The 24,494-nt window shown below is 34.4% G+C and carries 17 protein-coding genes and 3 pseudogenes; 19 read left to right on the top strand and 1 reads right to left on the bottom strand.

Going from position 1 to position 24,494, the window contains the following annotated elements; translation table 11 throughout:
• Positions 1-70 precede the first annotated feature (70 nt).
• The 14 genes and pseudogenes from K5S59_RS18975 to K5S59_RS18910 all read left to right on the top strand — a co-directional run.
• Positions 71-964, top strand: a complete 894-nt coding sequence (locus K5S59_RS18975; RefSeq protein ID WP_120450712.1) for an ABC transporter ATP-binding protein — start codon at positions 71-73, stop codon at positions 962-964.
• Positions 957-1,763, top strand: coding sequence for an ABC transporter permease subunit (locus K5S59_RS18970; RefSeq protein ID WP_120450710.1), 807 nt, complete (start codon positions 957-959; stop codon positions 1,761-1,763). Before K5S59_RS18975 ends, K5S59_RS18970 begins: the two co-directional genes overlap by 8 nt.
• Before the next feature lie 50 nt (positions 1,764-1,813).
• Positions 1,814-2,185, top strand: coding sequence for a VOC family protein (locus tag K5S59_RS18965; RefSeq protein ID WP_097842934.1), 372 nt, complete (start codon positions 1,814-1,816; stop codon positions 2,183-2,185).
• A 127-nt stretch (positions 2,186-2,312) separates the two neighbouring features.
• Complete coding sequence (locus tag K5S59_RS18960; RefSeq protein ID WP_000864739.1) at positions 2,313-2,846, top strand: sigma-70 family RNA polymerase sigma factor; 534 nt, start codon at positions 2,313-2,315, stop codon at positions 2,844-2,846.
• Between the two features lie 12 nt (positions 2,847-2,858).
• A complete protein-coding gene (locus K5S59_RS18955; RefSeq protein ID WP_097842935.1) occupies positions 2,859-3,857 on the top strand; it encodes an anti-sigma factor in 999 nt (332 codons plus the stop codon).
• A 17-nt stretch (positions 3,858-3,874) separates the two neighbouring features.
• A complete protein-coding gene (locus K5S59_RS18950) occupies positions 3,875-4,912 on the top strand; it encodes an LCP family protein (protein ID WP_087982141.1) in 1,038 nt (345 codons plus the stop codon).
• 205 nt (positions 4,913-5,117) lie between these two features.
• A complete protein-coding gene (locus K5S59_RS18945; RefSeq protein ID WP_120450709.1) occupies positions 5,118-6,380 on the top strand; it encodes a dicarboxylate/amino acid:cation symporter in 1,263 nt (420 codons plus the stop codon).
• A gap of 362 nt (positions 6,381-6,742) precedes the next feature.
• A pseudogene (locus K5S59_RS18940) lies at positions 6,743-8,155 on the top strand (peptide ABC transporter substrate-binding protein); the annotation flags it as partial.
• A gap of 570 nt (positions 8,156-8,725) precedes the next feature.
• On the top strand, positions 8,726-10,441 hold the full coding sequence (locus K5S59_RS18935) for a peptide ABC transporter substrate-binding protein (RefSeq protein ID WP_174718036.1): 1,716 nt from the start codon (positions 8,726-8,728) through the stop codon (positions 10,439-10,441).
• A gap of 664 nt (positions 10,442-11,105) precedes the next feature.
• A complete protein-coding gene (locus K5S59_RS18930) occupies positions 11,106-12,248 on the top strand; it encodes a HesA/MoeB/ThiF family protein (RefSeq protein ID WP_120450703.1) in 1,143 nt (380 codons plus the stop codon).
• On the top strand, positions 12,245-13,441 hold the full coding sequence (locus K5S59_RS18925; protein ID WP_002194756.1) for a hypothetical protein: 1,197 nt from the start codon (positions 12,245-12,247) through the stop codon (positions 13,439-13,441). Before K5S59_RS18930 ends, K5S59_RS18925 begins: the two co-directional genes overlap by 4 nt.
• Before the next feature lie 212 nt (positions 13,442-13,653).
• Positions 13,654-13,881: pseudogene (locus tag K5S59_RS18920) on the top strand (class I SAM-dependent methyltransferase); the annotation flags it as partial.
• Between the two features lie 732 nt (positions 13,882-14,613).
• A complete protein-coding gene (gene ltrA / locus K5S59_RS18915; RefSeq protein ID WP_000914978.1) occupies positions 14,614-16,446 on the top strand; it encodes a group II intron reverse transcriptase/maturase in 1,833 nt (610 codons plus the stop codon).
• Positions 16,447-16,560: 114 nt separating this feature from the next.
• Positions 16,561-17,052 (top strand): annotated as a pseudogene (locus K5S59_RS18910) (class I SAM-dependent methyltransferase); the annotation flags it as partial.
• A gap of 40 nt (positions 17,053-17,092) precedes the next feature.
• On the opposite strand, the gene K5S59_RS18905 reads toward K5S59_RS18910, so the two are convergent.
• The gene (locus tag K5S59_RS18905; protein WP_000554972.1) at positions 17,093-17,476 is read right to left on the bottom strand and encodes a hypothetical protein; all 384 of its coding nucleotides are present in this window, start codon (positions 17,474-17,476) and stop codon (positions 17,093-17,095) included.
• Between the two features lie 134 nt (positions 17,477-17,610).
• Here K5S59_RS18905 and K5S59_RS18900 point away from each other — a divergent pair, with 134 nt between their 5' ends.
• From K5S59_RS18900 to K5S59_RS18880, 5 genes are all read left to right on the top strand, one after another.
• Positions 17,611-17,946: a hypothetical protein gene (locus tag K5S59_RS18900; RefSeq protein WP_000842904.1), complete on the top strand. Its 336-nt coding sequence runs from the start codon at positions 17,611-17,613 to the stop codon at positions 17,944-17,946.
• A gap of 163 nt (positions 17,947-18,109) precedes the next feature.
• Entirely contained in the window at positions 18,110-18,448 is a 339-nt protein-coding gene (locus tag K5S59_RS18895; RefSeq protein ID WP_120450702.1) for a VOC family protein, read from the top strand.
• Positions 18,449-18,704: 256 nt separating this feature from the next.
• The gene (locus tag K5S59_RS18890; RefSeq protein WP_120450700.1) at positions 18,705-20,804 is read left to right on the top strand and encodes a vWA domain-containing protein; all 2,100 of its coding nucleotides are present in this window, start codon (positions 18,705-18,707) and stop codon (positions 20,802-20,804) included.
• A 74-nt stretch (positions 20,805-20,878) separates the two neighbouring features.
• The gene (locus K5S59_RS18885; RefSeq protein ID WP_120450698.1) at positions 20,879-24,241 is read left to right on the top strand and encodes a tubulin-like doman-containing protein; all 3,363 of its coding nucleotides are present in this window, start codon (positions 20,879-20,881) and stop codon (positions 24,239-24,241) included.
• 57 nt (positions 24,242-24,298) lie between these two features.
• Positions 24,299-24,433 (top strand): hypothetical protein, encoded by a 135-nt coding sequence (locus tag K5S59_RS18880; protein WP_001116179.1) that lies wholly within the window; start codon positions 24,299-24,301, stop codon positions 24,431-24,433.
• Positions 24,434-24,494 lie beyond the last annotated feature (61 nt).

Below are 24,494 nucleotides of genomic sequence, written 5' to 3'. Positions count from 1 at the left end.
TATGAAAGATGAGGAGTACAATAATTTTGAAATATCACATATTAAATATTTCAAAAAATGAGGTGGAATTATGATTTCAGTTCAAAATGTCACAAAACAGTTTTCAAATGGAAAAGGTTTGTTTCATATTACATTTGATGTAAAAGAAGGGGAAGTAATTGGTTACTTAGGACCAAATGGTGCTGGGAAATCCACAACAATTCGTAATTTAATGGGATTTATAAAACCGACAGCTGGTAAAGCGACAATTTTTGGATTAGATTGCTGGGATGAAGCAGCGAAAATTCAAAGAGAAGTTGGTTATTTGCCAGGAGAAATTTCTTTTATTGAAGGAATGAACGGATTAGAGTTTTTAAAGTTAATGCAAGGGATGCGTGGGTTAAAGGATACGAAAAGACGAGATGAACTAATAGAACGTCTGCAATTTGATGTGAAAACACCGATTCGAAAAATGTCTAAAGGAATGAAACAAAAAGTAGGAATTGTTGCTGCTTTTATGCATGATCCGGAAGTGTTAATTTTAGATGAACCGACCTCAGGACTCGATCCACTTATGCAGCAAGTATTTATAGATTTAATAGTAGAGGAAAAGCAAAGAGGGAAAACGATTCTTATGTCGTCGCATATTTTTACTGAAATTGAGCGTACGTGTGATCGAGTAGCGATTATTAAAGATGGTCGCCTTGTAACGGTTGAAAATATTCATGATTTACAAAGTATGAGACGACAGGTAATAGATGTAACCGTATCATCGCAAGAAGAGATTGAATCTCTTACGCAATGTAATTTGCAATTTGAAGCGGTGAAAGGTAGAGAAGCATCGATTATTGTGCAAGGAAACTATCAAACGGTTTTACAAACACTTTCAAACTATAATGTAACGGCACTTCAAACGAGAGTGATGGATTTAGAACATTTATTTATGCATTATTACGATAAGAAAGAAGGGGTAAAGCATGAATAAGCAATTGTTTTTAGCTAGTTTGAAAGAAACACAAAAAAGTATTTTGAGTTATGCAACTGGTGCAGCTCTATATTTATGGTTGTTAATTTGGGTCTTCCCTTCAATGGTATCAGCGAAAGGGTTAAATGAATTAATAAGTGCTATGCCTGATAGTGTGAAAAAAATTGTTGGAATGGAAAGTCCGATTCAAAACGTAATGGATTTTTTAGCTGGTGAATATTATAGTCTATTGTTTATTATCATATTAACAATTTTTTGTGTAACAGTTGCAACGCATTTAATTGCTCGTCATGTAGATAAAGGAGCGATGGCATACTTGTTAGCAACACCTGTATCTAGAGTGCGAATTGCAATCACGCAAGCGTCTATTCTTATATTGGGACTACTGATTATTGTAGCTGTTACGTATGTAGCGGGTATAGTAGGTGCAGAGTGGTTTCTACAAGATAATAACTTAAATAAAGAATTATTCCTGAAGATAAACGTAGTTGGAGGGCTCATATTTTTAGTCGTTAGTGCGTATTCATTTTTCTTTTCTTGCATATGTAATGACGAAAGAAAGGCACTTAGCTACTCAGCAAGTTTAACTATTTTATTCTTCGTAACGGATATGGTAGGTAAATTAAGCGATAAGTTAGAGTGGATGAGAAATATATCATTATTTACGTTATTTCGTCCGAAAGAAATTGCTGAAGGAACGTATAATATATGGCCAGTGAGTATAGGTTTAACTGCTGGAGCACTTTGTATTTTCATCGTAGCAATTGTAGTGTTTAGAAAGAGGGATTTACCGTTGTAAAGTAGAAAGTCCACTGATAGAGTGGGCTTTTTTTGATGAGGAGTAAACGAATGAATCATTTGTTCCGGGTGCAGCTATATGTAAGTGATATCGAAAAGTCATTATTGTTCTATGAAGAAGTAATTGGTTTAAAGTTGTATAAAAGAAGCATGCATGGAGCTCGTTTTAATCATGACCAGTTTTCTTTATTATTAGTTAGTGATTCAAGATTGAATGAAAATCACTACTTTTACAATCGAAAAGAAATGAAGGGGAATGGCTTTGAATTAATTATTGTTGTCAATGGGATTGAGGAAGTATATGAACGTTGTAAAGAGAATCGGTGCACAATACAAGAAGAAATTCAAACCTATCCATGGGAGATGAGAGGATTTAAAGTTACAGATCCAGATGGATATTTCCTTAGAATTACATCTGAGTAAAGGTAAACATGAAGAATGTTTACCTTTTTTTATGAAAATATTCAAAAAAATGAACCTTTTTCTAGGCTCATCCGTCTAATACATGTAAAGTTAAATTTGAAGTGAGGATGAAACAGGAGGAGCAATTGTGAAAGTAATCCCTTTATATAAAATGATTGTAAAAGAAGAAACCGATGTTTCTTTAGCGAAAAAAGGTGATCATGAAGCGTTTATGGCGCTTATACATACAGAAAAAGTGAAGATGTATCGTATTGCAAAGGCTATGTTACGTGATGAGACAAATATAGAGGATGCGATACAGGCAACAATTTTAAAAGCCTATGAAAATATAAAAAAATTAAAAAAAGAAGAGTTTTTTCAAACTTGGTTAATTCGAATTTTAATGAATGAGTGTAACAATATTATTAGAGCGTATAAAAAGGTAATTGTGACAGAAGAGAATGATTACAATATGAGTGCCTGTGATCAGTATGAAGATATAGATTTGTGTAATGCGATTCAATCGTTACATGAAGAATTAAGAGCTGTTACGGTGCTTTATTATTATGAAGATATGAATCAAGAGAGTATTGCCAAGCTTTTAGAAATACCAAAAGGAACAGTGAAATCGAGATTGTCACGTGCGAGGGAACAACTGCAAAAACGATTAAAGATGGAATAGGGGGTGTCTAGGATGGATAACGAAAAATTATTTGATGAGAAATTAAAAAAGAGAATAAAAGAAGAGAATGTTATAGTACCGCCAGAGTTAAATGAAAAGATTAATAGTACACTACATAATCTTCCGGTCAAAAAGAAAGGTTACAGAGTTTATATGATGGCTATAAGTGCTGCGGTTCTAACACTTTCAATTGTGTCTATGTCGGAGTTTTCTAATCAAATTTTTGCTCAAAATGGTGGAGTATTTGAATATGTAAAGAAGAAGGCGTTTTCTGATTATGAAAATGAAGAAGAAATAAAATCGAACGTAAATTATCCAGATAAAGAAAAAATTCATGAAAAGATGCTGGATTCTATTGATCATTTTAAAAATATTTCAGGACAATTTGAGGAATATTCTAGCTCGTCAAGAATTGCTACAACATACAAATATGCGATTGATACGGAGCAACAAAGTGGTATCTCTTCGAAAGAAGATAAACTAGCGAAAAAACGAACAATTATATATAACGAGGGCAAGAAAAAAGAATTTGATGATGAGAAGTATACATATAAAGAGACAAAATGGAGCCCGAAAGAAAAAAACTATGAACTATTAAAATTAAATCCTACGGAAAGATTATTGAGAAAATCAGGCGAGAAAAAAAGATATGATGATGAATATATAGGATTCGCTAAGTATAGTATTCAATCAGAATTTGCTGATCTATTAATTCGATATAAAGATTGGAATTATAAAGAAACGAAGTATCTTGGACTGGATTGCTACAAAATAGAAGGGACAATAAACATAGAAATGCCTGTAAGTACATCTGAAGATTTAAGAGGGAAGTTTGAAATGGTTGTAGAGAAAAATACGGGGATTATGCTAAAGTTCCTTAGTTTCCACGAAGGTATGATTCAATATTCGATTACAACTGAATGGATACAAATAAACAAAGGGTTGAAAGAGAATGTGTTTCAAAAGGATAGCGCTAAGTATGAAAAATTGAAAAATATATTAGATGAATAGAAAATGGAGGGAACGATATGGAGAATACTTCTTCTTCAAGAGAAAAGAAAAATAAAAGACAATATAAAAAGACAATGATAATAAGTGTCTTGTTAGTAGTATTACTATTTGGCGGAGTTGGATACGGTGCTTATGTGTATATGAAAACTTCTAATCTCGTACAAAAGTCTAGTTTGAATTTAGCGCGTGGTGAAAAATCACATTTACGTGAGAACGCCGTAAAACCAATTGCAAATAATGTTTCACTTTTAATTATGGGAATTGATGAAAATCAAGAACGACAAAAGGAGTATAATGGTGCATTTCATACAGATGCGCTACTGTTAGCTACTTTTAATAAAGATGATAAGACAGTGAAATTAACGAGTATCCCACGTGATACATATACATATGTTCCAGTTGAAAAGAAAAAAGATAAAATAACGCATGCATATGGAAGTGGTTTTGTTAAAAATGGTAAAGATGGAGGGCCGCAAGCTTCAGTGGAAGCGGTAGAAAAATTGTTACAAGTACCTGTTGATTATTTTGTGAAGTTTAATTTTAATTCATTTACTAAAATTGTTGATGGATTAGATGGGATTGAAGTAGATGTCCCAGTTGAATTTACGGAGCAAAATAGTAAAGATGAACCTGACGCAATCCATTTGAAAAAAGGACTACAAAAATTAACAGGGGAAGAAGCACTTGCACTGGCAAGAACGCGTCATATTGATAGTGATGCAATGAGAGGACAGCGTCAACAGCTTGTTATTGAGGCGATGTTAAGTAAATTAAAAAGTGTAGGCTCGATTACGAAACTAGAAAAAATGATTGAGGCGGTTGACGGTGATTTTAAAACAAACTTAGTAATGGATGATATTTTATCTTTTTATAAATACGGATTAAGCGGTTCAGTTGAAAAGATTCAATTAGCTGGTGATGATGTATATTTACCTAATGGTCCAAATGGGCAACGTGTATATTATTATAATCCTAATAAAAAAGATCTACAGAGTTTGAGTAATACGCTTAGAACACATCTAGGATTAAGTGAAAAGCAGATTGAGGAGAATTGAAGCAGGCGAAATGTCTGCTTTTTTATTATGTTTAATAGTATGGCATTTAAATTCTATTGTTATATACTATTTTAAAATTTTGGATAATAGTGCAACGTAATTATGTGGTTTAAGTTAAATAGCAGGGGGGCTATTACATAAAATACATCATTAGCAATTATTGAAATCGTATGGGAGAAATGAAAGAAACAGGGGAATATTAAAAATGAGAATTGTAAAGAATTTAACATTCCAAGTTATTGTGGCAATTATTTGTGGTATTGCAGTAGGGGCAATTTGGCCTAGTGTTGGACAAGAGATGAAGCCAATTGGTGAAACATTCATCAATATGATTAAAATGGTTATTGCACCGATAATCTTTTTAACGATTGTACTTGGTATTGCAAGTATGGGAAGTATGAAAAAAGTAGGTCGTGTTGGTGGGAAGGCACTATTATATTTTGAAATCGTTACAACAGCGGCTTTAATTATTGGTATCATCGTAGCGAATGTTGTGCGTCCAGGAGATGGATTAGATCCCTCAAAACTAAAGGGCGGAGATGTTTCACAATATGTCCAAAGCGGTCAAGAAATGCAGTGGATGGATTTCTTTTTACATATTGTGCCGTCTAACATGTTTGAAGCATTTGCAAAAGGCGATATTTTACAAGTGTTATTCTTCTCAATTTTATTTGGTGCAGGGTTAACGATGCTAGGGAAAAATGGACAACCTGTTATCGACTTTTTTGAAAGATTATCGAAAGTATTTTTTAACATTTTATCCATTGTAATGAAATTAGCACCGGTTGGAGCATTCGGCGGGATGGCGTTTACAATTGGTAAATATGGTTTAAGTACACTTATTCCACTGGGTAAATTAATGATTTGTGTATATGCAACAATGGCATTATTTGTTTTTATTGTTTTAAATTTTATTTGTAAATTTTACAAATTTAGTTTGTGGAAATATTTGGCGTATATTAAAGAAGAATTACTTATTGTTCTTGGGACATCATCATCAGAATCAGTACTGCCGCGAATGATGACAAAGATGGAAGACTTCGGATGTTCGAAGCCAGTAGTAGGTTTAGTCATTCCGACAGGATACTCTTTTAATTTAGATGGAACGGCAATTTATTTATCGATGGCTACTATATTTTTAGCGCAAGTCTTTCACGTCGATCTTTCACTAGGTCAACAATTAACTATAATAGCTATTTTGTTAGTTACATCTAAAGGAGCTGCAGCAGTAACAGGTGGAGGATTTATTGTATTAGCATCTACGTTATCTGCAATGAATGTTATTCCATTAGAAGGATTAGCACTATTACTTGGTGTAGATCGTTTCATGTCTGAAGCACGTGCTATCGTCAATTTAATTGGTAACGGAATTGCGACTGTAGTTGTTGCAAAGAGTGAAAATGAATTTGATGATGAGAAGTATACGAGAGTAGTAGAAGAAATGAAAAGAGAGAAAATGGCCGGATAAAAAGTCAGCTTTGCTGACTTTTTTATTTTTGTAGAAAAGAGGTTTTTTATAATATACATTATTTATTAACAATAATTTACAAGTGTTTTATAGTAGAGAGATATAAAGGCTATTAAATCAATACATAGAATTCAATGAGATATAGTGTTTCGAAAGATTATGGAATTTTTATGAATACTACTGTAAAAAAATAATTTTTTAAAAATTTTCAATAATAACACTTTACAAAACTCAAAAAATTAGTAGAATAATAGTTAATAAGAATCTTCTGATAAATATATAAGGAAAAACAGAATTATCAGAAGATTCTTAAATGAGAGCGTTAAGAATTAGGGAGGGTACAGAAAGTGAAAAAGAAAAAAATGAAAAAACTAACAGCGGTTGTAGCACCAGTTTTAGCAATGAGTATGGCATTAACAGCATGTTCTACATCAGGCGGAGATAAGAAGACAAATACAAATTCTAGCTCTGGCGGAGATAGCAAATCAGAAGAAAAATTAGCAGCGAAACAAGTGTTCAATAAAACAGAAAACCAAGAAATTCCAACAATGGATACTTCGAAAAATACAGACGTTGTAGGTTCTCAAATTTTAGGTAATACAATGGAAGGACTATACCGTTTAGATAAAGATAATAAACCAATCCCAGCTGCGGCAGAGTCAAGCACGAAGAGTGAGGATGGTAAAAAATATACATTCAAATTACGTAAAGATGCAAAATGGTCAAATGGTGATCCTGTAACAGCGAAAGATTTCGTGTTTGCATGGCAACGCCTATTAGATCCAAAAACAGCTGCTGAGTATGCATTTATCGCATTCCCAATTAAAAATGCAGAAGCGGTTAATAAAGGGGAAAAACCTGTAACTGAACTAGGAGTAAAGGCAGTAGACGACCTTACTTTAGAAGTTGAATTAGAACAAGCAGTACCATACTTCTTAAACTTAGTAGCATTCCCATCGTACTATCCATTAAATGGGAAGTTCGTAACAGAAAAAGGGGATAAATACGGTTTAGAATCTGATACAACAGTATATAATGGGCCGTTCGTTCTTTCTGATTGGAAGCATGAACAAGGTTGGAAACTGAAGAAAAATGATCAATATTGGGATAAAAAGACCGTAAAATTAGATGAAATTAACTATAGTGTTGTAAAAGAGCCAGCAACTATTGTGAATTTATATGATAGTGGCCAAATTGACTTCGCTTTATTAACAGGAGAATTTGTTGACAAATTTAGAAATAATAAAGAGGAATATGGGGTATATAATGAACCAAGTACGTTCTTTATACGCTTAAATCAAAAACGTGGTGGACAAGATACACCATTAAAGAGCAAGAAATTACGCGAAGCAATTGCGCTATCAATTGATAAAAAGAATTTAGCAAATGTTATTTTAAACGATGGATCTAAAGCGGCTGATTATGTAGTGCCGAAAGGATTAGCAACTGGACCAGACGGTAAAGACTTCCAAGAAACATTTAAAAACGGTATTAAACCAGATGCGAAAAAAGCAGCTGCTGCATGGGAAGAAGCGAAAAAAGAACTTGGAAAAGACCAAGTGACAATTGAACTCTTGAACTATGATACTGGTAATGCGAAAAAAGTTGGGGAATACGTAAAAGATCAAATTGAGAAAAACTTAAAAGGTGTAACAGTAAATATTAAACTTCAACCGTTTAAACAAAAACTAAAATTGGAATCAGAGCAAGATTATGATATTTCATATGGCGGATGGAGCCCAGATTATTTAGATCCAATGACATTCTTAGATATGTTTGAATCGAATCATTCTCATAACCAAATGAGTTTCTCTAATTCAAAATATGATGATATGATTAAAAAAGCTGGCGGCGAATTAATGGGTGACGCGAAAAAACGTTGGGAAGAGCTAGGAAAAGCAGAAAAGTTACTTCTTGAAGAGGATGTAGCAATTGTACCTGTATATCAACTTGCTAGATCTTATGCTATGAAGCCAAATATTAAAGGTGTTGTTAAACATAATATTAGCCCGCAATATAGCTATAAGTGGGCATATGTAACTGAGAAATAATAGAGTTGAAAAAGCACTTCAAAGTAGCCACTTTGAAGTGCTTTTTATTATGAAATGAAATATAAAAAGAGAGGAATAAGGAAAATGGTACTAACATATAGTAGGTGGGGGGATAATCCACATATAGTAGTAATAAAAAATATATTATTATCACTAAAAATTCTAAATATTTTAAAAATAACTTTACAAAACTGAAAAAAATAGTAGAATATTAATTAATAAGAATTTTCTGATAACTATGTTAGTGGAAAATCTCTCAAAGTTATTTTCGTACATATAATTGGGGAGGGTACAATAATGAAGAAAAAGATGAAGAAGTTCACGGCGGTTGTGGCACCAGTGTTAGCAATGAGTATGGCTTTAACAGCATGTTCTGGTTCTGGTGGAGAGAAAAAAACGACTACGACGTCTAATAATGGTGGAGAAGAGAAGAAATCTGATATTAAATATGCAGCAAAGCAAGTATTAAATCGTACAGAAACTCAAGAAATTCCGACGATGGATACTTCAAAGTCAACTGATGTTGTTGGCGCGCAAATTTTAGGAAATACAATGGAAGGTTTATATCGTCTTGATAAAGATAATAAGCCGATTCCAGCTGCTGCGGAATCTAGCACAAAAAGTGAGGATGGTAAGAAATATACATTTAAGCTAAGGAAAGATGCAACGTGGTCAAATGGCGATCCTGTGACAGCAAAAGACTTTGTATATGCATGGCAGAGATTATTAGATAAAAATACAGCTTCTGAATATGCATTTATAGCTTATTATATTAAAAATGCAGAAGTAATTAATAAAGGAGAAAAGCCTGTAACTGACCTAGGAGTGAAAGCTATAGATGATTATACGCTAGAAGTAGAATTAGAAAAACCAGTACCGTATTTTTTAAATTTAACAGCATTCCCATCCTACTATCCGTTAAATGAAAAGTTCGTCAAAGAAAAAGGAGATAAGTTCGGTTTAGAAGCAGATACAACGTTGTATAACGGACCGTTTGTGATGTCTTCGTGGAAACATGAACAAGGCTGGCAATTGAAGAAAAATGATAAGTATTGGGATAAAAAGACTGTGAAATTAGAAGAAATTAATTATAGTGTAGTAAAAGAAGTTGCTACACGGGTGAATTTATATGATACGGATTCTCTTGATTTTGCACTACTTTCTGGAGAATTTGTAGATAAATATAAATCGAATAAAGGTGAATACGGTGAGTATTCAGAAGCAAGCACATTCTTCTTACGTTTAAATCAAAAGCGTAACGGACAAGATACACCGTTAAAGAGCAAAAAACTTCGTGAAGCAATTGCGTTATCAATTGATAAAAAAGGTTTAGCAAACGTTATTTTAAACAATGGTTCAAAAGCTACAGATCAATTGGTTCCAAAAGGGCTGGCGACAGGACCGGATGGTAAAGATTTTCAAGATACATTTAAAAATGGCCTGAAGTATAATCCGAAAAAAGGAGCAGCAGCTTGGGAAGAAGCGAAAAAAGAGCTTGGAAAAGATCAAGTTACGATTGAATTACTAAGCTATGATGATGGAACTGCGAAGAAGATTGCTGACTACTTTAAAGATCAAATTGAGAAAAACTTAAAAGGTGTAACAATTAATACAAAAATTCAGCCGTTTAAACAAAAACTGAAATTAGAATCAGCACAAGACTATGAAATTTCATATGGTGGATGGAGTCCAGACTATGCGGATCCAATGACATTTATCGACATGTTTGAGTCGAAGAGTCCGAATAACCAGATGAGTTATTCAAACTCAAAATATGATGAAATGGTAGAAAAAGCAGGTAATGAGCTATTGAGTGATACGAAAAAACGTTGGGAAACATTAGGGAAAGCAGAAAAATTACTACTTGAAGAAGATGCAGGAATGGTACCTTTATATCAAACTGGTAGAGCATATGTAATGAAACCGAATGTGAAAGGCATTGTGAAACATAACATTAGTCCAGAATATAGCTTTAAATGGGCTTATATAACAGAAAAGGATAGTAAGTAAGATTATGATAATTCTATAAATTTAAAAGTATTTTCTACAATTGAGTATTGGTTGTGGGAAATACTTTTTTATGAGAGTATAAAAATTTAGATTATAGAAGGTTAGAGGGGATATAAAACGAAGTAGTGATGGATTTATTTGATTGATAATTGGTGTGAATACAAACTCACATGTAGAATGTCGAAAAAAATTTGTAAAATATAGGTGAATTTCCGAAAAAAATAGTTAGAAAATTCAAATAAGTGTGTTAAGATGGTATCAACAGCTTAGATAGACATTTTATGTATTATATGGAGGGGAGTGGAAGTGATGAAAAAAATGAAAATCCAAGTACGTAAAGTGGAGAAGTTAGTACCATTAGCAGTACATGCATCTTAATGATTGGAAAATAGACTAAATAAGTAAGGGAGGTTCTAGTATGAAAAAAGTGAAAATCCAAGTACGTAAAGTGGAGAAGTTAGTACCATTAGCAGTACATGCATCTTAATGATTGGAAAATAGACTAAATAAGTAAGGGAGGTTTTAGTATGAAAAAAGTGAAAATCCAAGTACGTAAAGTAGAGAAGTTAGTACCGTTAGTAGTACACCATAGTTAATAGTAAGTTAGGAAATTGGCCGTGCATTATTTTATGTACGGTCTATCAAATTTGATGGAGGTATTTGTATGAGGCCGAAATTTAAAGAAATAATGAAACCTGTAGTAGTACATCAAAATGTAATACGGATAGGATTAGAAACGGATAGCTATGAGATTGACGATTCAGATGGCGTGATAAACGAAATAATTGAATTGTTGGATGGCAAGAGAGATATACTTGAAATTTCTGAAGTAAGCTCAATACCAGTTGATATGATTGAAGAATGTATTCATGCTCTCAATGAAATTGGTTGTATTGAGGATGAAAGTGTTGATCCATATCAATACATAAATAAAAAAGATTTAGAAAGGTACAGAGCTAATTTAACATTCTATACAAATTTTACTTCTTTAGAAAAAAATAAATTTGAATTTCAAAAAAAAATAAAAGATTCGACAGTAGCAATATTAGGTCTTGGTGGTGCTAGCTTAGGTGTGGCGTGTTTAACAGGTCTAGGCGTGGAGAATATTATAGGTGTGGATTATGATTTAGTAGAAACAAGTAATTTGAATCGACAATTTTTATATTCAGAGAAAAATATAGGGGAATTAAAAACAGAAGCAACATTGAACCGTCTTAAAGAGCTTAATAGTGATGTGAATTTTAAATTTATTAATAAGAAAATTAAAAGTTCAGATGACTTGAACTCAATTATAAAAGAAGCAGATATTGTCATAAATGCTATAGATTCACCAGCGATTCTTTGTAATAGGTGGGTAAATGCAGCGTGTGTAAAGCAAAATATTCCTTATATTCAAGGTGGAGTAAGTAACACACAAATAATTTGGGAGAGAATAGTACCTAATCAAAGTGGTTGTTATGATTGCTATTTAATTCATGCCCTGCGTCTAGATCCTTTCTTTGAATATCAATTAAAAGCAATTTATAATAATCATTTTCCAGGTAGAAATGTTACAACCGGCCCTCATGTTGCATTATTAAATGGCTTTATGACTTCTGAAGTAGCTAAGTTGCTTTCAGGCTATACAGAGGCTATGCCTGCTTCTACTACAATGATTTATGACAAAATAAATATAGAGATTAAAAAGAATTTCAAGTGGGACAAGCTGCCTGACTGCCCTACATGTGGAAAAGAGAATGAGAATATTGAGCCAGTTAGTCTTGAAGAATTAATTTCAATAGCGAAACAAGGGACGGCAGTTCAATGAGTAATCAATTAACATTAGACTCTATAGTGGATTTAAGTCATTTATCAATTCAAAAAGAAGATGATGAGGAATATACGGTAGGAGATTTGTATAATGATATATTTATTAGAATTCCATACGAGGGTGTCCTAGTAATAGAACTGTTAAATAAAGGTTTGAGTATTGAGGAATCTCAAAAAGAAATTGAAAATAAATATAAAATTGAAATCGATGTTTTAGATTTTGTTGAATTATTACTGGAATTAAATCTTATACATAAATTAGATGGCAAAGTATTAATGGAAATAATAAAAACGGATATGAATTTAGGATGGAAACAAAAAATAGGTAATTTGTTTTTTCGAAAAGAAACGGTAATTATGTATACAATATTAAGTATATTAACTGTTGGAATGTTTTGCTATGAGCCTAGCCTTTTACCGAATTATAAAGACATGTTTCTTTTTGAATCAGTTGGTATCAGCTTGTTCATATTCTTTATTGTATCGTGGCTTCTAACATTTTTACATGAAATTGGACATTATTTTGCAGCTGCAAAAGAAAATGTCCCTGTTCGGTTTCAGTTAAGTATTAGATGGTTTTGGATTGTTATAGAAGCTGATATGAATAAACTATGGTCACAGGAAAAACAAAAAAGATATATTCCTTTTTTAGCTGGTCTTTGTTGGGATATGGTGGTGCTCTTTAGCGCTGTATTGATACAGTTTTTTATACAAAACCAAGAATTTATATATCACTTTGCTAGAATGATTATACTTATTCAAATGTATAGGATTGTATCTCAGTTTGCAATCTTTTTAAGGACAGACTTTTACTATATTTTAATAACATATTTTAATAGTTCTAACCTTACTCAAAGTGCTACAGCATACTTATTGAAAAGTATTGTGTCTACTAAAAAGAACATATATGTTAATTTACCAGAAAAAGAAAAGAAACTGGCGAAGTATTACAGCTATTTTTATGTGCTCGGAGGTATAGCGGCGAGTTTATTATTTGTATTTTATACAGTTCCAGCAGGATATACAGCTATTAATGGAGCGGTTCAACAAATTAGTAGCTATCAAATAAATTCAATTAATTTTTGGGATGGTTTTATTTTATTAAGTCTAACTCTATTTGAGATTGCTCTTTGGTGTATTGGAGCATGGAAAAGTCGTATTAGAAATACAAATTCTCAGTTAGAAGTGTAAAAACTATATTTAATTTGGTATAACATCTTATATGATGCATTATTCTGAATTTTATTTTGTTTGGTATTAATATGATGATTTTTAATAAAAGCAATTCAACGTGAGAAATTCATTGTTGGATTGTTTTTATTTTGAAAAGGGCTTTAGTAGGGGAATGCACCATTTCTGTGAGTTGGAATATAAGTAATATAGAAAATTAAAAGGAGAATCCCATGGGACGAAATACTTACATCGATTTCTTAGCTTATTACGGAATAGGAAGTGCTCATCCTGGTGGCTTTACGCTAACAAAAAATTTGTTAGCACAACTACCTTTTAGATTTGGAGCAAATGTCCTGGAGATAGGCTGCGGTACAGGGAAAACAGCGGCGTATATGACAAAAGAATGCGGTTATAAAGTAACGGCGGTTGAAAAGAATGAGATTATGATTCAAAAGGCGGTGCGACACGTTCCTAAGTGAAAAGCTTAGGCATTGTCGAACTTACAGTTCAACAGTGAACTGTCATTCCAAGAAGTCAAATGATAGGGTAACGCCTTGAAGGGCTTCCTTTAATACTCCGACATGCAGTGAAGTTAGCAAGAACTGAACTGTATGAAGCTCGGTGAAGTCGGTTGAGAGTTACCGTAATCCTATAGGATACGAAAGTCACTCAGAGGTGGGTGGTGTAACCTATAAACCGGAAGTCTATAAATTACCTATGGTTAGTATGCACTATGAACCAATAGAGTATGGTATGTGCGGACGAATCTCTGATGGTACGGGTCTATATCGGAAGTAAGTCGAAAGGCTTACTGACACAATTAGTGTCGCTACTGTGGATGAGTAAAACTCGCCTTTATGAAAGTCCATATATTGTTACAGGCAATATCAAGGTAGCAGGCTCATAGGAGAAACCTAACGGTATATGCACAGATAGGAATGACGGAACGTGGTAAGCTGTCAACACTGAGGGCTTGCTTCCGATGAAGTGGTTCTAGGGAAAACAATTGTAAATTGTATAACCTAGGTTTATGACAGTGAAAGTGGTGGCACAGTACCTATGAAACGTGTAATGAACGTGGAGGGATAGCCACTAGTCGATTGAAAACTGACTGTTACTTATGGTTGACATGGTTTCGAGTAAGACTAAAGAGATGTAAACCTCCAGTAAATAAGGGGAGGTTACAGCCCATGTTAAAGAAAACTAAACTAAGGCACAGTGAATATTACGACATGCAAAGAAAGTATGATGAGTTATATTCTAATAGCCTTAATGGTAACAATTTCTATAAATTAATTGATATTATCGGTTCGGAAGAAAATATTAGATTAGCATACCGCAACATCAAAACTAATAAGGGGAGTAACACGGCTGGAGTTGACAATTTAACCATTAAAGATATTTGGCACCTAAACGATACAAAGATTATTCATGAAGTTAGGAAACGATTAAATAACTATCAACCACAAGCAGTTAAAAGAGTCCTTATCCCAAAAGAGGGCAGTGATAAGAAGCGACCCCTGGGGATTCCAACAATTTGGGACAGATTAGTACAACAATCTATCCTCCAAGTATTGGAACCTATTTGTGAAGCTAAGTTTCATAACCATAGTTATGGATTTAGACCGAACAGAAGTACACACCATGCACTAAGTAGAGTTGTAAGTCTTATTAACATAGGTCACCAACACTACTGTGTTGATATTGACATTAAGGGGTTCTTTGATAATGTATGCCACAAAAAGCTATTAAGGCAAATGTGGACTCTGGGAATAAGAGACAAATCACTTCTATGTGTTATTTCAAAAATCCTTAAATCTGAGATAGAAGGAGAGGGTATTCCCAATAAGGGTACTCCGCAAGGAGGAATTATTTCTCCTTTACTTTCCAACATTGTTCTAAATGAACTTGATTGGTGGATAAGTAGCCAATGGGAAACCTACAAACCTCACAGAATCTCTACTCGGCATTTAGGGTTTCGACAATATGCTAGGAAGTACACGAATCTAAAATGTGGTTATGTAGTGAGATACGCGGATGACTTCAAAATAATGTGTCGGACTTATGATGAAGCACAACGCTTTTATCATGCGACAGTTGATTTTCTCAAATCCCGCTTGGGATTAGAAATTAACCCCAAAAAGTCCAAAGTGGTTAATCTCAAGAAAAACTCGTCAGTTTTCCTTGGATTCAAAATCAAAGTGGTTAAACAAGGTAAAGCTAAATTTGGATATATTGCAAAAACCAGTATGTCCGACAAAGCTATTACAAAAGCTAAAAGACAACTAAAAGAACGAATCAAAGGAATTCAAAAGGAGCCCACTTCAGAGAAAGTTACTCAATTTAATTCAACCCTTCTTGGTATACAAAATTACTTTAAATATGCGGTTACAATTTACATGGATTTAACGGAGGTAAATTACTCTCTGCGAAGAGTCATAAGAACCAGACTTAGAAACAATATGAAGCACATGAAGTTCTGTGAAACATCTGTGAATTTTAAAAGGAAGACCAAAGGAATACAACCTAACACTAAGATTTACGTTGTACAGAACACTCCACTCTTACCAGTTACAGGAATACATCATAAAAACCCGTGGAATTTTTCGCAGGTTATCTGTAACTATACGGAAACGGGGCGTAATAAAGTACATAGTAATCTTAAGGCAATACCTAAGGATGTTCTCAACCAAGTTATGAGGACTTATTCGAAGAATAAAAGTATTGAGTACAACGATAATAGGATATCAAAATACGTTGCTCAATATGGTAAGTGTTATGTAACTGGTGAGGAAATTGGTATTGAACGTGTTCATTGTCATCACATTGTTCCCATTAAACAAGGTGGGGATGACAAGTACAACAACTTGGTAATTGTAGATTGGTTTATACACAAACTGATTCACATGACGAATCTTAATAAGATTACACATTACCTTCGGTCTTTTAAACTTAACAAGAAACAAATGGATAAACTGAATGTGCTAAGAACTAAAGCTGGAAATGAACCGATAGTAACATAATTTGATTTTAAAGTCAGTTGGAAACGATGGAACGCCGTATGCTAGGAAACTAGCACGTACGGTGTGAGGTGGGGGAAAAGGTGGAGATTACATCAAAGCCTTACCTATCATCATAAAGATAGATGGTTAATTGAAGGACTAGACATTCAATTAATTGAAGGGAATGTAGAGCAATTACCTTGTTTGCATGACTCATTTGAGTTCGTACTCGGAGAATCGATACTCGCTTTTACAGAGAAAGAAAGGGTTATCTCGGAGTGTTATCGTGTATTACAGAAGGATGGCAAGCTTGTTGTCATTGAAATGATTATTGATAGGCACATTGAGAAGAGTGAGGAAGAAAAGATTGCCCGATTATATGGGATGAATGAACTATTAACTGAGAATGAATGGGTACAATTATTCCAGAAAGCAAATTTTAAAAGAATTATAATTGCTGGCGGTGGTACAATTGCAGAAACAATCTCAGCTTATATAGAAGAGCCGGAATGGAATGTATCACAATTTATTCCCAATGAGTTATATGAGGCATGGGTACAGCATGAAAATGTACGACTTATGTACCAACATATTTTAGGACATCGTATTTTTATATGTGAAAAATAAAGGTAAAGAGTTGGCTAAAGGTAGTCAACTCTTTACTATGTTAAATGAAAAATAATGCAGCTAATGTAATTCCGAAGATGAAACCAAATCCGAGTTCAACACCCCAGCCGCCGCCACCCCAGCCGCCACAACTACCGCAACCACGACCGCCACATCCACAGCCGCTAAATCCACCACCACAACCAAATCCGCAACTATCACATCTGCTAATGCCACCACAAAGGTCACAACCACCGTTTGCATATGCGTCATAGTATCCAAAACCTGTATCAAAAGATGAGCGCTGTTGCACTGGTTCAATCCATACAGAGCTTTTTGTCACATCAATTATTTTTCCTAAATGAATGCGACCATCACGATCTTCAATGCGAACGACTTTGCCGAAATAACGTTGGCACGTATCGTAACATTTTTGTCTATGCATATTCATTCCTCCTTCCCCATTACAGTAATACGATATGTAAAGGGGACAAGTGCGGCTTGTACGAATGTCCTATGTATCATAATTGTTATAGGAAAGGGGAAATATAGTAAGAGGATATATAAGGAGGAAAATTCATGAAATCTACAGATCAGTTTCAGACATACGAAGTACCGTGGGAAGAATTTATTGAAGCGTTGCGAGAGGAAATGAAGAAGCAAGTAGGAGCGGATATTATTGATACAGTAGTTTGTAATTTAGAAGACGGTTTTGAAGTGTATACATATGTGCAAGGGGATTTGGATTTTGAATATAAGGAAGCGCTGGAAAGGAAATACGGGAGCGATGCAAAAACTCCTAATGTGCTAACGATTATGTTATTAGCTAGTATTTATAGTACAAGTGAAGAGAATATACGCTTGCATGCGGATCATAAAGATAATCCAATTGTTGAAGTGTATGTGAAGCAATGAAACACGCTGTGAAAGGCGTGTTTTTTATTTGTCCCGCATTAACTGCCCGTAAAAGCCCGATTGGTGAGGGCTGAAGCTCAGTGGGGGATGAACAAAACCCTTACTGAGTAAAATTTCACTTTATATGATAAAATGTTAGAAAATTAAGAAAGAAGGTGGCGGTTTGAAAATTAAACATCTTAATTTAACAGTTTCAGATGTAGTAGTTGCTAGAGAGTTTTTAGAAAAATATTTTGGTTTAACTTGTAGCGGGGCAAGGGGAAATGGCTTTGCAGTTTTGCGTGATAACGATGGGTTTATATTAACGTTAATGAAAGGGAAAGACGTACATTATCCGAAAACATTTCATGTAGGGTTTCCTCAAGAAAGTGAAGAACAAGTAAATAAGATGAATCAAAGGTTGAAGGAGGATGGGTTTTTGGTCGAACCTCCTAAGCATGCACATGCGTATACGTTTTATGTGCAAGCACCTGGTGGATTTACAATTGAAGTGATGTGTTAGTTCAAAATCAAACTTTTTGTTATTTGTTTTCAATATAAAAAGTAGGAAAAGTCTGTTTTAAGTGTAGAGCTTAAACAGACTTTTTTACTTATAGTATCGGATAGAAAACGCTAGAAGGAATCATATTCAGTGTGTATAACTGTTTACATAATAAAGTTATGCTGTGTTCGTTGTCCTAAAATACAAGTCATATATCTTGTATCCTCTCATAAATTTAAACATAGGAATTTGTCTACAAAGGTGGCGAAGCCTCATCATGAAAATTCGAATTTGTGCCACATTCATGTTGTTTCTATTTATATGGTTACATCCTTTTTGGACTTTTGCAAAAGGAGAGGAGGCAAAGGAAAGGGTCGTTTCACTTGTATATGATGATTCGGGCAGCATGAGAAATAACGATCGCTGGAAATATGCCAATTACGCTTTGCAAAGTTTAGTTGCGCTATTAGATGAAAAAGATAAATTTTCTTACGTTCCAATGAGCAAACCGAATGATCCATTAAACATTTCGTTAACGAAGGTTAAGAGACAAACAGAAATTGAGGGAATTGGGGCATGGAAAACGTATTTAAATACTCCGTTTAGCGCAGTAGAAACGGCGATGCAATCTATAAAAAAGGAAGCGGATATAGATGGAAAACGTGAATTTTGGCTTATTGTCTTAACTGACGGGGCATTTAATGATTTAGAGAAAGATAAGGTTGGCGGAAAAGAACAAATTACACAGAAGTTAGCACAGTTTAAGAAGGATATGGATGCAAAAAAGATATCGTTACATCCAATTTTAATTACGATGGAAGAGGATTTAGGACAGCAAGAAAAGGCACAACTAAATATGTTTAAAGAGATATGGAAGAAAGAGATAAACGGAGTTACGATGCCATCTAGTGGAGAGGATGGTATTGTAAAAAGCGTCAATCAAGTGGCAGCATTAGTTGCAAATCGTGATCCGTTCTCTTCTGTTGAATCGATTGTAAAAACGAAAGTAGTAGGGAAGAAAGTAGAGATTACAACACCATTTCCATTAAAGCGTATGACGCTTGTACGACAATCGCCTTCTTTGTCTAATTATCAGGTCACACAAATTTCTAAACCGTTACAATTACAATCTTCCTTTTCCATACATGCACCAGGAGAAGCGAAATTATTCGGAAATATAGTTCATATTAGTACGGAAAATCAGGAAGTTATTAAACCAGGCACTTATACGATAGAAGTGGATCGAGATATTGAAAAAGAAGGACTACAAGTACTAGTTGAACCGGCGCTTAACTATACTGTTTCTACTTATGATAAAGATGATCGTAGTCAAAAAAATGTGGAAAAAATGTACGAAGGTGTTACCGCTGTTATTGAAGCGAAGCCTACGGAATTACCAATTCAGTCTTCATATTTTCAGGCAGAAGTAGAAATAGACGGAAAACAGTACCCGATGAAGTGGGACGATAAAAAACATGTATTTTACTACGAAACGAAGATTGATAAAGGGTTAGTACGCGGGAAAGTTCATATGAACATAAAGGGATTTTACAGACAGACGAAAGAATTTAAAATCGAAGTAACGGAAAAACCAAAATTATCACTGCAAACGATAACGAAAGATTATGAAGAAAAAGTAACAAATTTAGAGAACAGTAAACCGTTTATTATACAACCACAGTTAGATGGTAAGCCGATGACAGAAGAGGCTGTAAAGAAACTATTAAAATCTACTGGTGTCACATCTAAACAATCAATCAACTATGAAATAAAACAACATGGTAATCAAATTTATATTTATCCTCGACCTCATTACTCCGACACATTCAATTTTACAGATACCGGCACCGTAGAAGCTACCATCGTAGTGCAAGATTCAAAATTACAAGAAGTAAAGAAAAGTATATCACTTCATATTCAAAATGCACCGTTTTATGAAAAATATGCGCTTATTTTTAAGTTTGTTATTCCTATCACTTTATTACTGTTAGTAGTAGGAATAATTGTTTTAGGATGGATTGTTCGTCCGAGATTTCACCGGAAAGCACTATTGTATTACGAATGGGATCAAGAGGTAGCGAAAGATTGGTTATATCAATCTGAACCAGAGTTACTTAAAAATAAATGGTGGAAGCACTATTTTGGCATTCCGTTTAGGGCAGAAAGAAAGACTGTGCAATCCGTTACGTTTATAGCAAAAAAAGGATCAAAATCGATATTTGTAGCGAAAGAGTCACAAGTAGTAGGAATGATTATTGATGGGATGTTTATAACAGAAGATGAGGTTGGAATGGAACATAAGACGCTATATCCAAATGAACTTTTAGTAATTGATAGAGGGTATGGTAAAGAAATTTACAAATATGAGTGTGAATAGTAGGTAGGGAAAAGGAGAGAGTCTTATCTTTTTCCCCCTCATTTCAAACAAGCAAGAATAGGAAGGTGGTTCACATGACGTTACAAGTTCCAACGATATTAATTGGTTTGGGTGGAATCGGTAGTACTGTGACACATCAAATATATGAAAGGCTACCTGAGGAGCGCCGAAAAAAGGTAGCAATGCACGTATTTGATACAGATGTGAATACATTGAGTAAATTTGATCATATTCGAAAGTTTAAAACGCAAACGAGTTCGAGTAAAACGCCAAGAGAGTATATTGCGGGAGACCCAACGATTCCCGAGTGGTTTCCGATGGATCCGACTATACTTGATAAACCGCTGACAGAAGGGGCAGGACAATTACGCGTCATTTCTCGTTTAGCGTTACGTGCTGCGATGAAAGAAGATAAATTGACATCCTTTTGGCAAGAAATCGAGAAGATTTTTCCGGTTACGAGCGATCAAACGGAATATGGAGTACGTGTCATTATAGTAACGTCACTAGCGGGCGGAACAGGTTCAGGGATGTTTCTGCAAATTGCATTATATTTACGTGAAATGCTTCGAAAAAAATTGCAGCATCACAACATTTTAATACGCGGCGCGTTTCTAATGCCGGATGTGTTAGTTAAGACGAGAACGGTTAGTGCGAAAGAGTTTGAAACGGTGCAAGCAAATGGCTATGCATCGTTAAAAGAATTACACGCGATTACACTCGGTTCTACAGGAGAACTATCCAAACGGGGTGGCGTCACGATTGAATTAGAGTATCGTCCTGATCAAGTAGATGAAGACGGAAGAACGAATCATACGATTAAACAACATCATTTACCATACAATTATTGTTTCTTATACGATTACGAAAACTTACATGGACACCACCTGCACAATTTATCGGATTATATGGAGCAAATGGCAAATACGATATATTTACAGTTATTTAGTCCGATGTCTGCAAATCATTTTGCGCAGGAAGATAATCAAATTCAGCAATTAGCAGAATCGAGCGGGAAAGGACGATATTGCGGGGCAGGGACAGCAAAGATTATTTATCCGTATGAGCACGTGTTAAAATATTGTGCTTTAAAATGGGCTGTGCAGGGTTTAGATGAATCGTGGCTTCATTTAGATAAACTGTTTCAAGAGAAGAAACAAAGATACGATCAAGATGTAAAACGTGGTATGCAACGTGAAAAGCCAGAGCGCGGGAAAAGTTATTTAGAAGACTTAGAACATCTTGCTACTCGTCCAGAGCAGGCTCATATTTTCTATAGACAAATGTACAATGAAACACGTGAGGGAGCAGAAGGCGGTAAGGTTGGTGTTGCGAAATCTAAACTGTTTTTAGAGGCTGTAGAGAGCTATGTACAGCGTACGGTGCAAAAAGATGAGGAATTAAACCGTCTGCAGCATGAGTGTAAAATTTCGGCTGCGAAATTGAAAATGATGGAGCAAATGAAAGGTGAAGTAGCAAGAGTGGATCATGCGGTTCGTTTATATGCGTATGCGATTCCGAGCCGTGTACATGAACATGTAACGACACTTTTATATGACATGATTGAATCAGACCGTTTTTCACCAAGTGGTTCTGAAGGTCAGTCATATCAACTAAATACATGGTTTTTAAAGAAAACAGATCCTGTTCACCCAGTATCAGCTCGTTTTATGCTGTATGAAATTCGAAAGCAGTTAGTAGAGAAAATGAATCGACTACATGAAAATAATGAACAAAAGCGTAATTTAATTCAAAACTACGATAAGAAATTTAATGTAAGTAATATTGATGGGACGGTAACAGCTGTTCGCCGAGTAGAAATTGCGCAGCAACAAGGCTGGTTTGGAAAAATGATGAATAATCAGCAGCGTTTGTTTAAAAAAGAATTTGAAGATATTGTAACGCAGTACGTACACAAATTAAACGAGTATCGTAAAGAAATGCTATTAGAACTCGTTTATCAATCACTATATCAAGCGGTTAATAAAATGATTCAATATTGGGAAAGGTTTTTTGATAATTTACACGAAACACGTGAAAATTTATTGTTTGAAATTCAAAAACGAAGCAAGGAATTTGAAGGAAAAACAAACCCAACGAATGTATACGTATTAGCTGAAGAGAAGTTACAAGAAAAGATATGGCAAGATATGCAGCAACATTTAAATTTAGGAGTATTACCGAAAGATATATCTGCGGAAATTTATATGAGTTTATATGGAGAATATTGCCGGGATGCAAAAACAGAAGAGATTCAATCGAAAAAGGTAGAAGACTTTTATCGTGAGCACATACTAAGTTATTGCTACGATGAATTACAAATACGCTATCGCGATAAACTAGAGCTGAATATCGTTGAGGCGTTACGAAAAGAAGCGGATTATAAGAAGCGTGATCGTGATGAATACGTCCGTGAAAAAATTGAAGACTTGTTCCATTTAGCTAGTCCATTTGTGCCGAAAGTTTCCCATCATAGGGAATTACAATATTGGGGGATACATCCATCTTTAAAGAAAGAACTACAAGAGGAATTAATTCAAGAAATGTTTAAAGAAAAAGATACAGTACATGAAGCTTTTTCACCATTTGAAGTCATTTGTTATCGTGCGCATTACGGTTTATCGTTGCAAGACTTTCCTAAGCTTTCGTCTGGGCATATTGCAAATGGATTTATGAATGATAAAGGTGATTATTTTCAGTCATACTATCGTCGTGTGAACAAGTTGAATAGTAAAAAATCTAGTTTAACGCCGCATTTAGATAAGTATTGGCACTTACCAGCATTCATGCCAGACTTAAATGCAACGCAAACGAAGTTAGATTACGATAAATGTAATCGCGCTCTATTATACGCATATATGTATCGCTGGATTAGTTTAGTTGCTGTTGATGGTCAGTTCGTGTATCAATATAACGGCGTTGGGCGTAGCTTCTTAATTCAGTCGATGGGAAAAAATATTTCAAGTGAAAGTTACAAATTACACAGAGCGTTGCTTCATAATCCGTTTATTTATGAAAACATCTTGTCCAGATTTGAAGAAGAACAAGAAAAAGCTATGATACAGGGCGGACATTTATATACACATCCGTTTGTATTAGGTGCTCAAGATATTAGATGGCTTCGTAAAGAGCATGTCCATAATATTTTAGATATGATTTTAATGTATGACCGTGAAGCGAAATATGACCCAACGTTAGAAGAAACTTCTGATGAATTATTAAGGCTATTCCTTGATGAAATTGAGTTGTATTTCCAAAACTATTACGGTACAGGTGCCGATATGGTTGCAAAGAAAGAGAAAGAAATGTTTATTAAACAATTGTGGGATCGTTCGTATGCGAAAGGTTATGTAGATCCAAATAGTGCTCCTTATAAAAAATGGCAAAATTTATTAAGCGTTCATGATGAAGAGGAAACGCCAAAAACGAATGTTTAATGAATGAAAAGGGAATCCTTAAAAGTGGCAATACAACTTTAGAAAAGAGGGATTCCGATGCCGTTTTTAGGAAGTGTATATCAAATATTTGGATTGTATCCAGAAATTTATTATGGAATGATTTCAGCTGAACTTGCAGAGCAGCAAAGATTGGAACAAGCAGAAAACGAAGAACCAGAAACAGAAGTGTAACTGTATAAAAAGCTTCAAAATAAAAATGATAACACGCTACTGACTCTTTAAACGTATAAGA

Origin of the sequence: Bacillus sp. BML-BC051 (genome assembly GCF_019656175.1) — a bacterium.
GTDB classification, from domain to species: Bacteria; Bacillota; Bacilli; order Bacillales; family Bacillaceae_G; genus Bacillus_A; species Bacillus_A mobilis.
Note: the sequence above shows the minus strand (reverse complement) of the source record. Positions and strands in the feature narration are given on the sequence as shown.

What these genes read in the sequence shown, in the direction of transcription:
- K5S59_RS18975 (WP_120450712.1), top strand. Translation starts at nt 71, where the DNA reads ATGATTTCAGTTCAAAATGTCACAAAACAGTTTTCAAATGGAAAAGGT.
- K5S59_RS18970 (WP_120450710.1), top strand. Translation starts at nt 957, where the DNA reads ATGAATAAGCAATTGTTTTTAGCTAGTTTGAAAGAAACACAAAAAAGT.
- K5S59_RS18965 (WP_097842934.1), top strand. Translation starts at nt 1,814, where the DNA reads ATGAATCATTTGTTCCGGGTGCAGCTATATGTAAGTGATATCGAAAAG.
- K5S59_RS18955 (WP_097842935.1), top strand. Translation starts at nt 2,859, where the DNA reads ATGGATAACGAAAAATTATTTGATGAGAAATTAAAAAAGAGAATAAAA.
- K5S59_RS18950 (WP_087982141.1), top strand. Translation starts at nt 3,875, where the DNA reads ATGGAGAATACTTCTTCTTCAAGAGAAAAGAAAAATAAAAGACAATAT.
- K5S59_RS18945 (WP_120450709.1), top strand. Translation starts at nt 5,118, where the DNA reads ATGAGAATTGTAAAGAATTTAACATTCCAAGTTATTGTGGCAATTATT.
- K5S59_RS18930 (WP_120450703.1), top strand. Translation starts at nt 11,106, where the DNA reads ATGAGGCCGAAATTTAAAGAAATAATGAAACCTGTAGTAGTACATCAA.
- K5S59_RS18925 (WP_002194756.1), top strand. Translation starts at nt 12,245, where the DNA reads ATGAGTAATCAATTAACATTAGACTCTATAGTGGATTTAAGTCATTTA.
- ltrA (WP_000914978.1), top strand. Translation starts at nt 14,614, where the DNA reads ATGTTAAAGAAAACTAAACTAAGGCACAGTGAATATTACGACATGCAA.
- K5S59_RS18905 (WP_000554972.1), bottom strand. Translation starts at nt 17,476, where the DNA reads ATGCATAGACAAAAATGTTACGATACGTGCCAACGTTATTTCGGCAAA.
- K5S59_RS18900 (WP_000842904.1), top strand. Translation starts at nt 17,611, where the DNA reads ATGAAATCTACAGATCAGTTTCAGACATACGAAGTACCGTGGGAAGAA.
- K5S59_RS18890 (WP_120450700.1), top strand. Translation starts at nt 18,705, where the DNA reads ATGAAAATTCGAATTTGTGCCACATTCATGTTGTTTCTATTTATATGG.
- K5S59_RS18885 (WP_120450698.1), top strand. Translation starts at nt 20,879, where the DNA reads ATGACGTTACAAGTTCCAACGATATTAATTGGTTTGGGTGGAATCGGT.
- K5S59_RS18880 (WP_001116179.1), top strand. Translation starts at nt 24,299, where the DNA reads ATGCCGTTTTTAGGAAGTGTATATCAAATATTTGGATTGTATCCAGAA.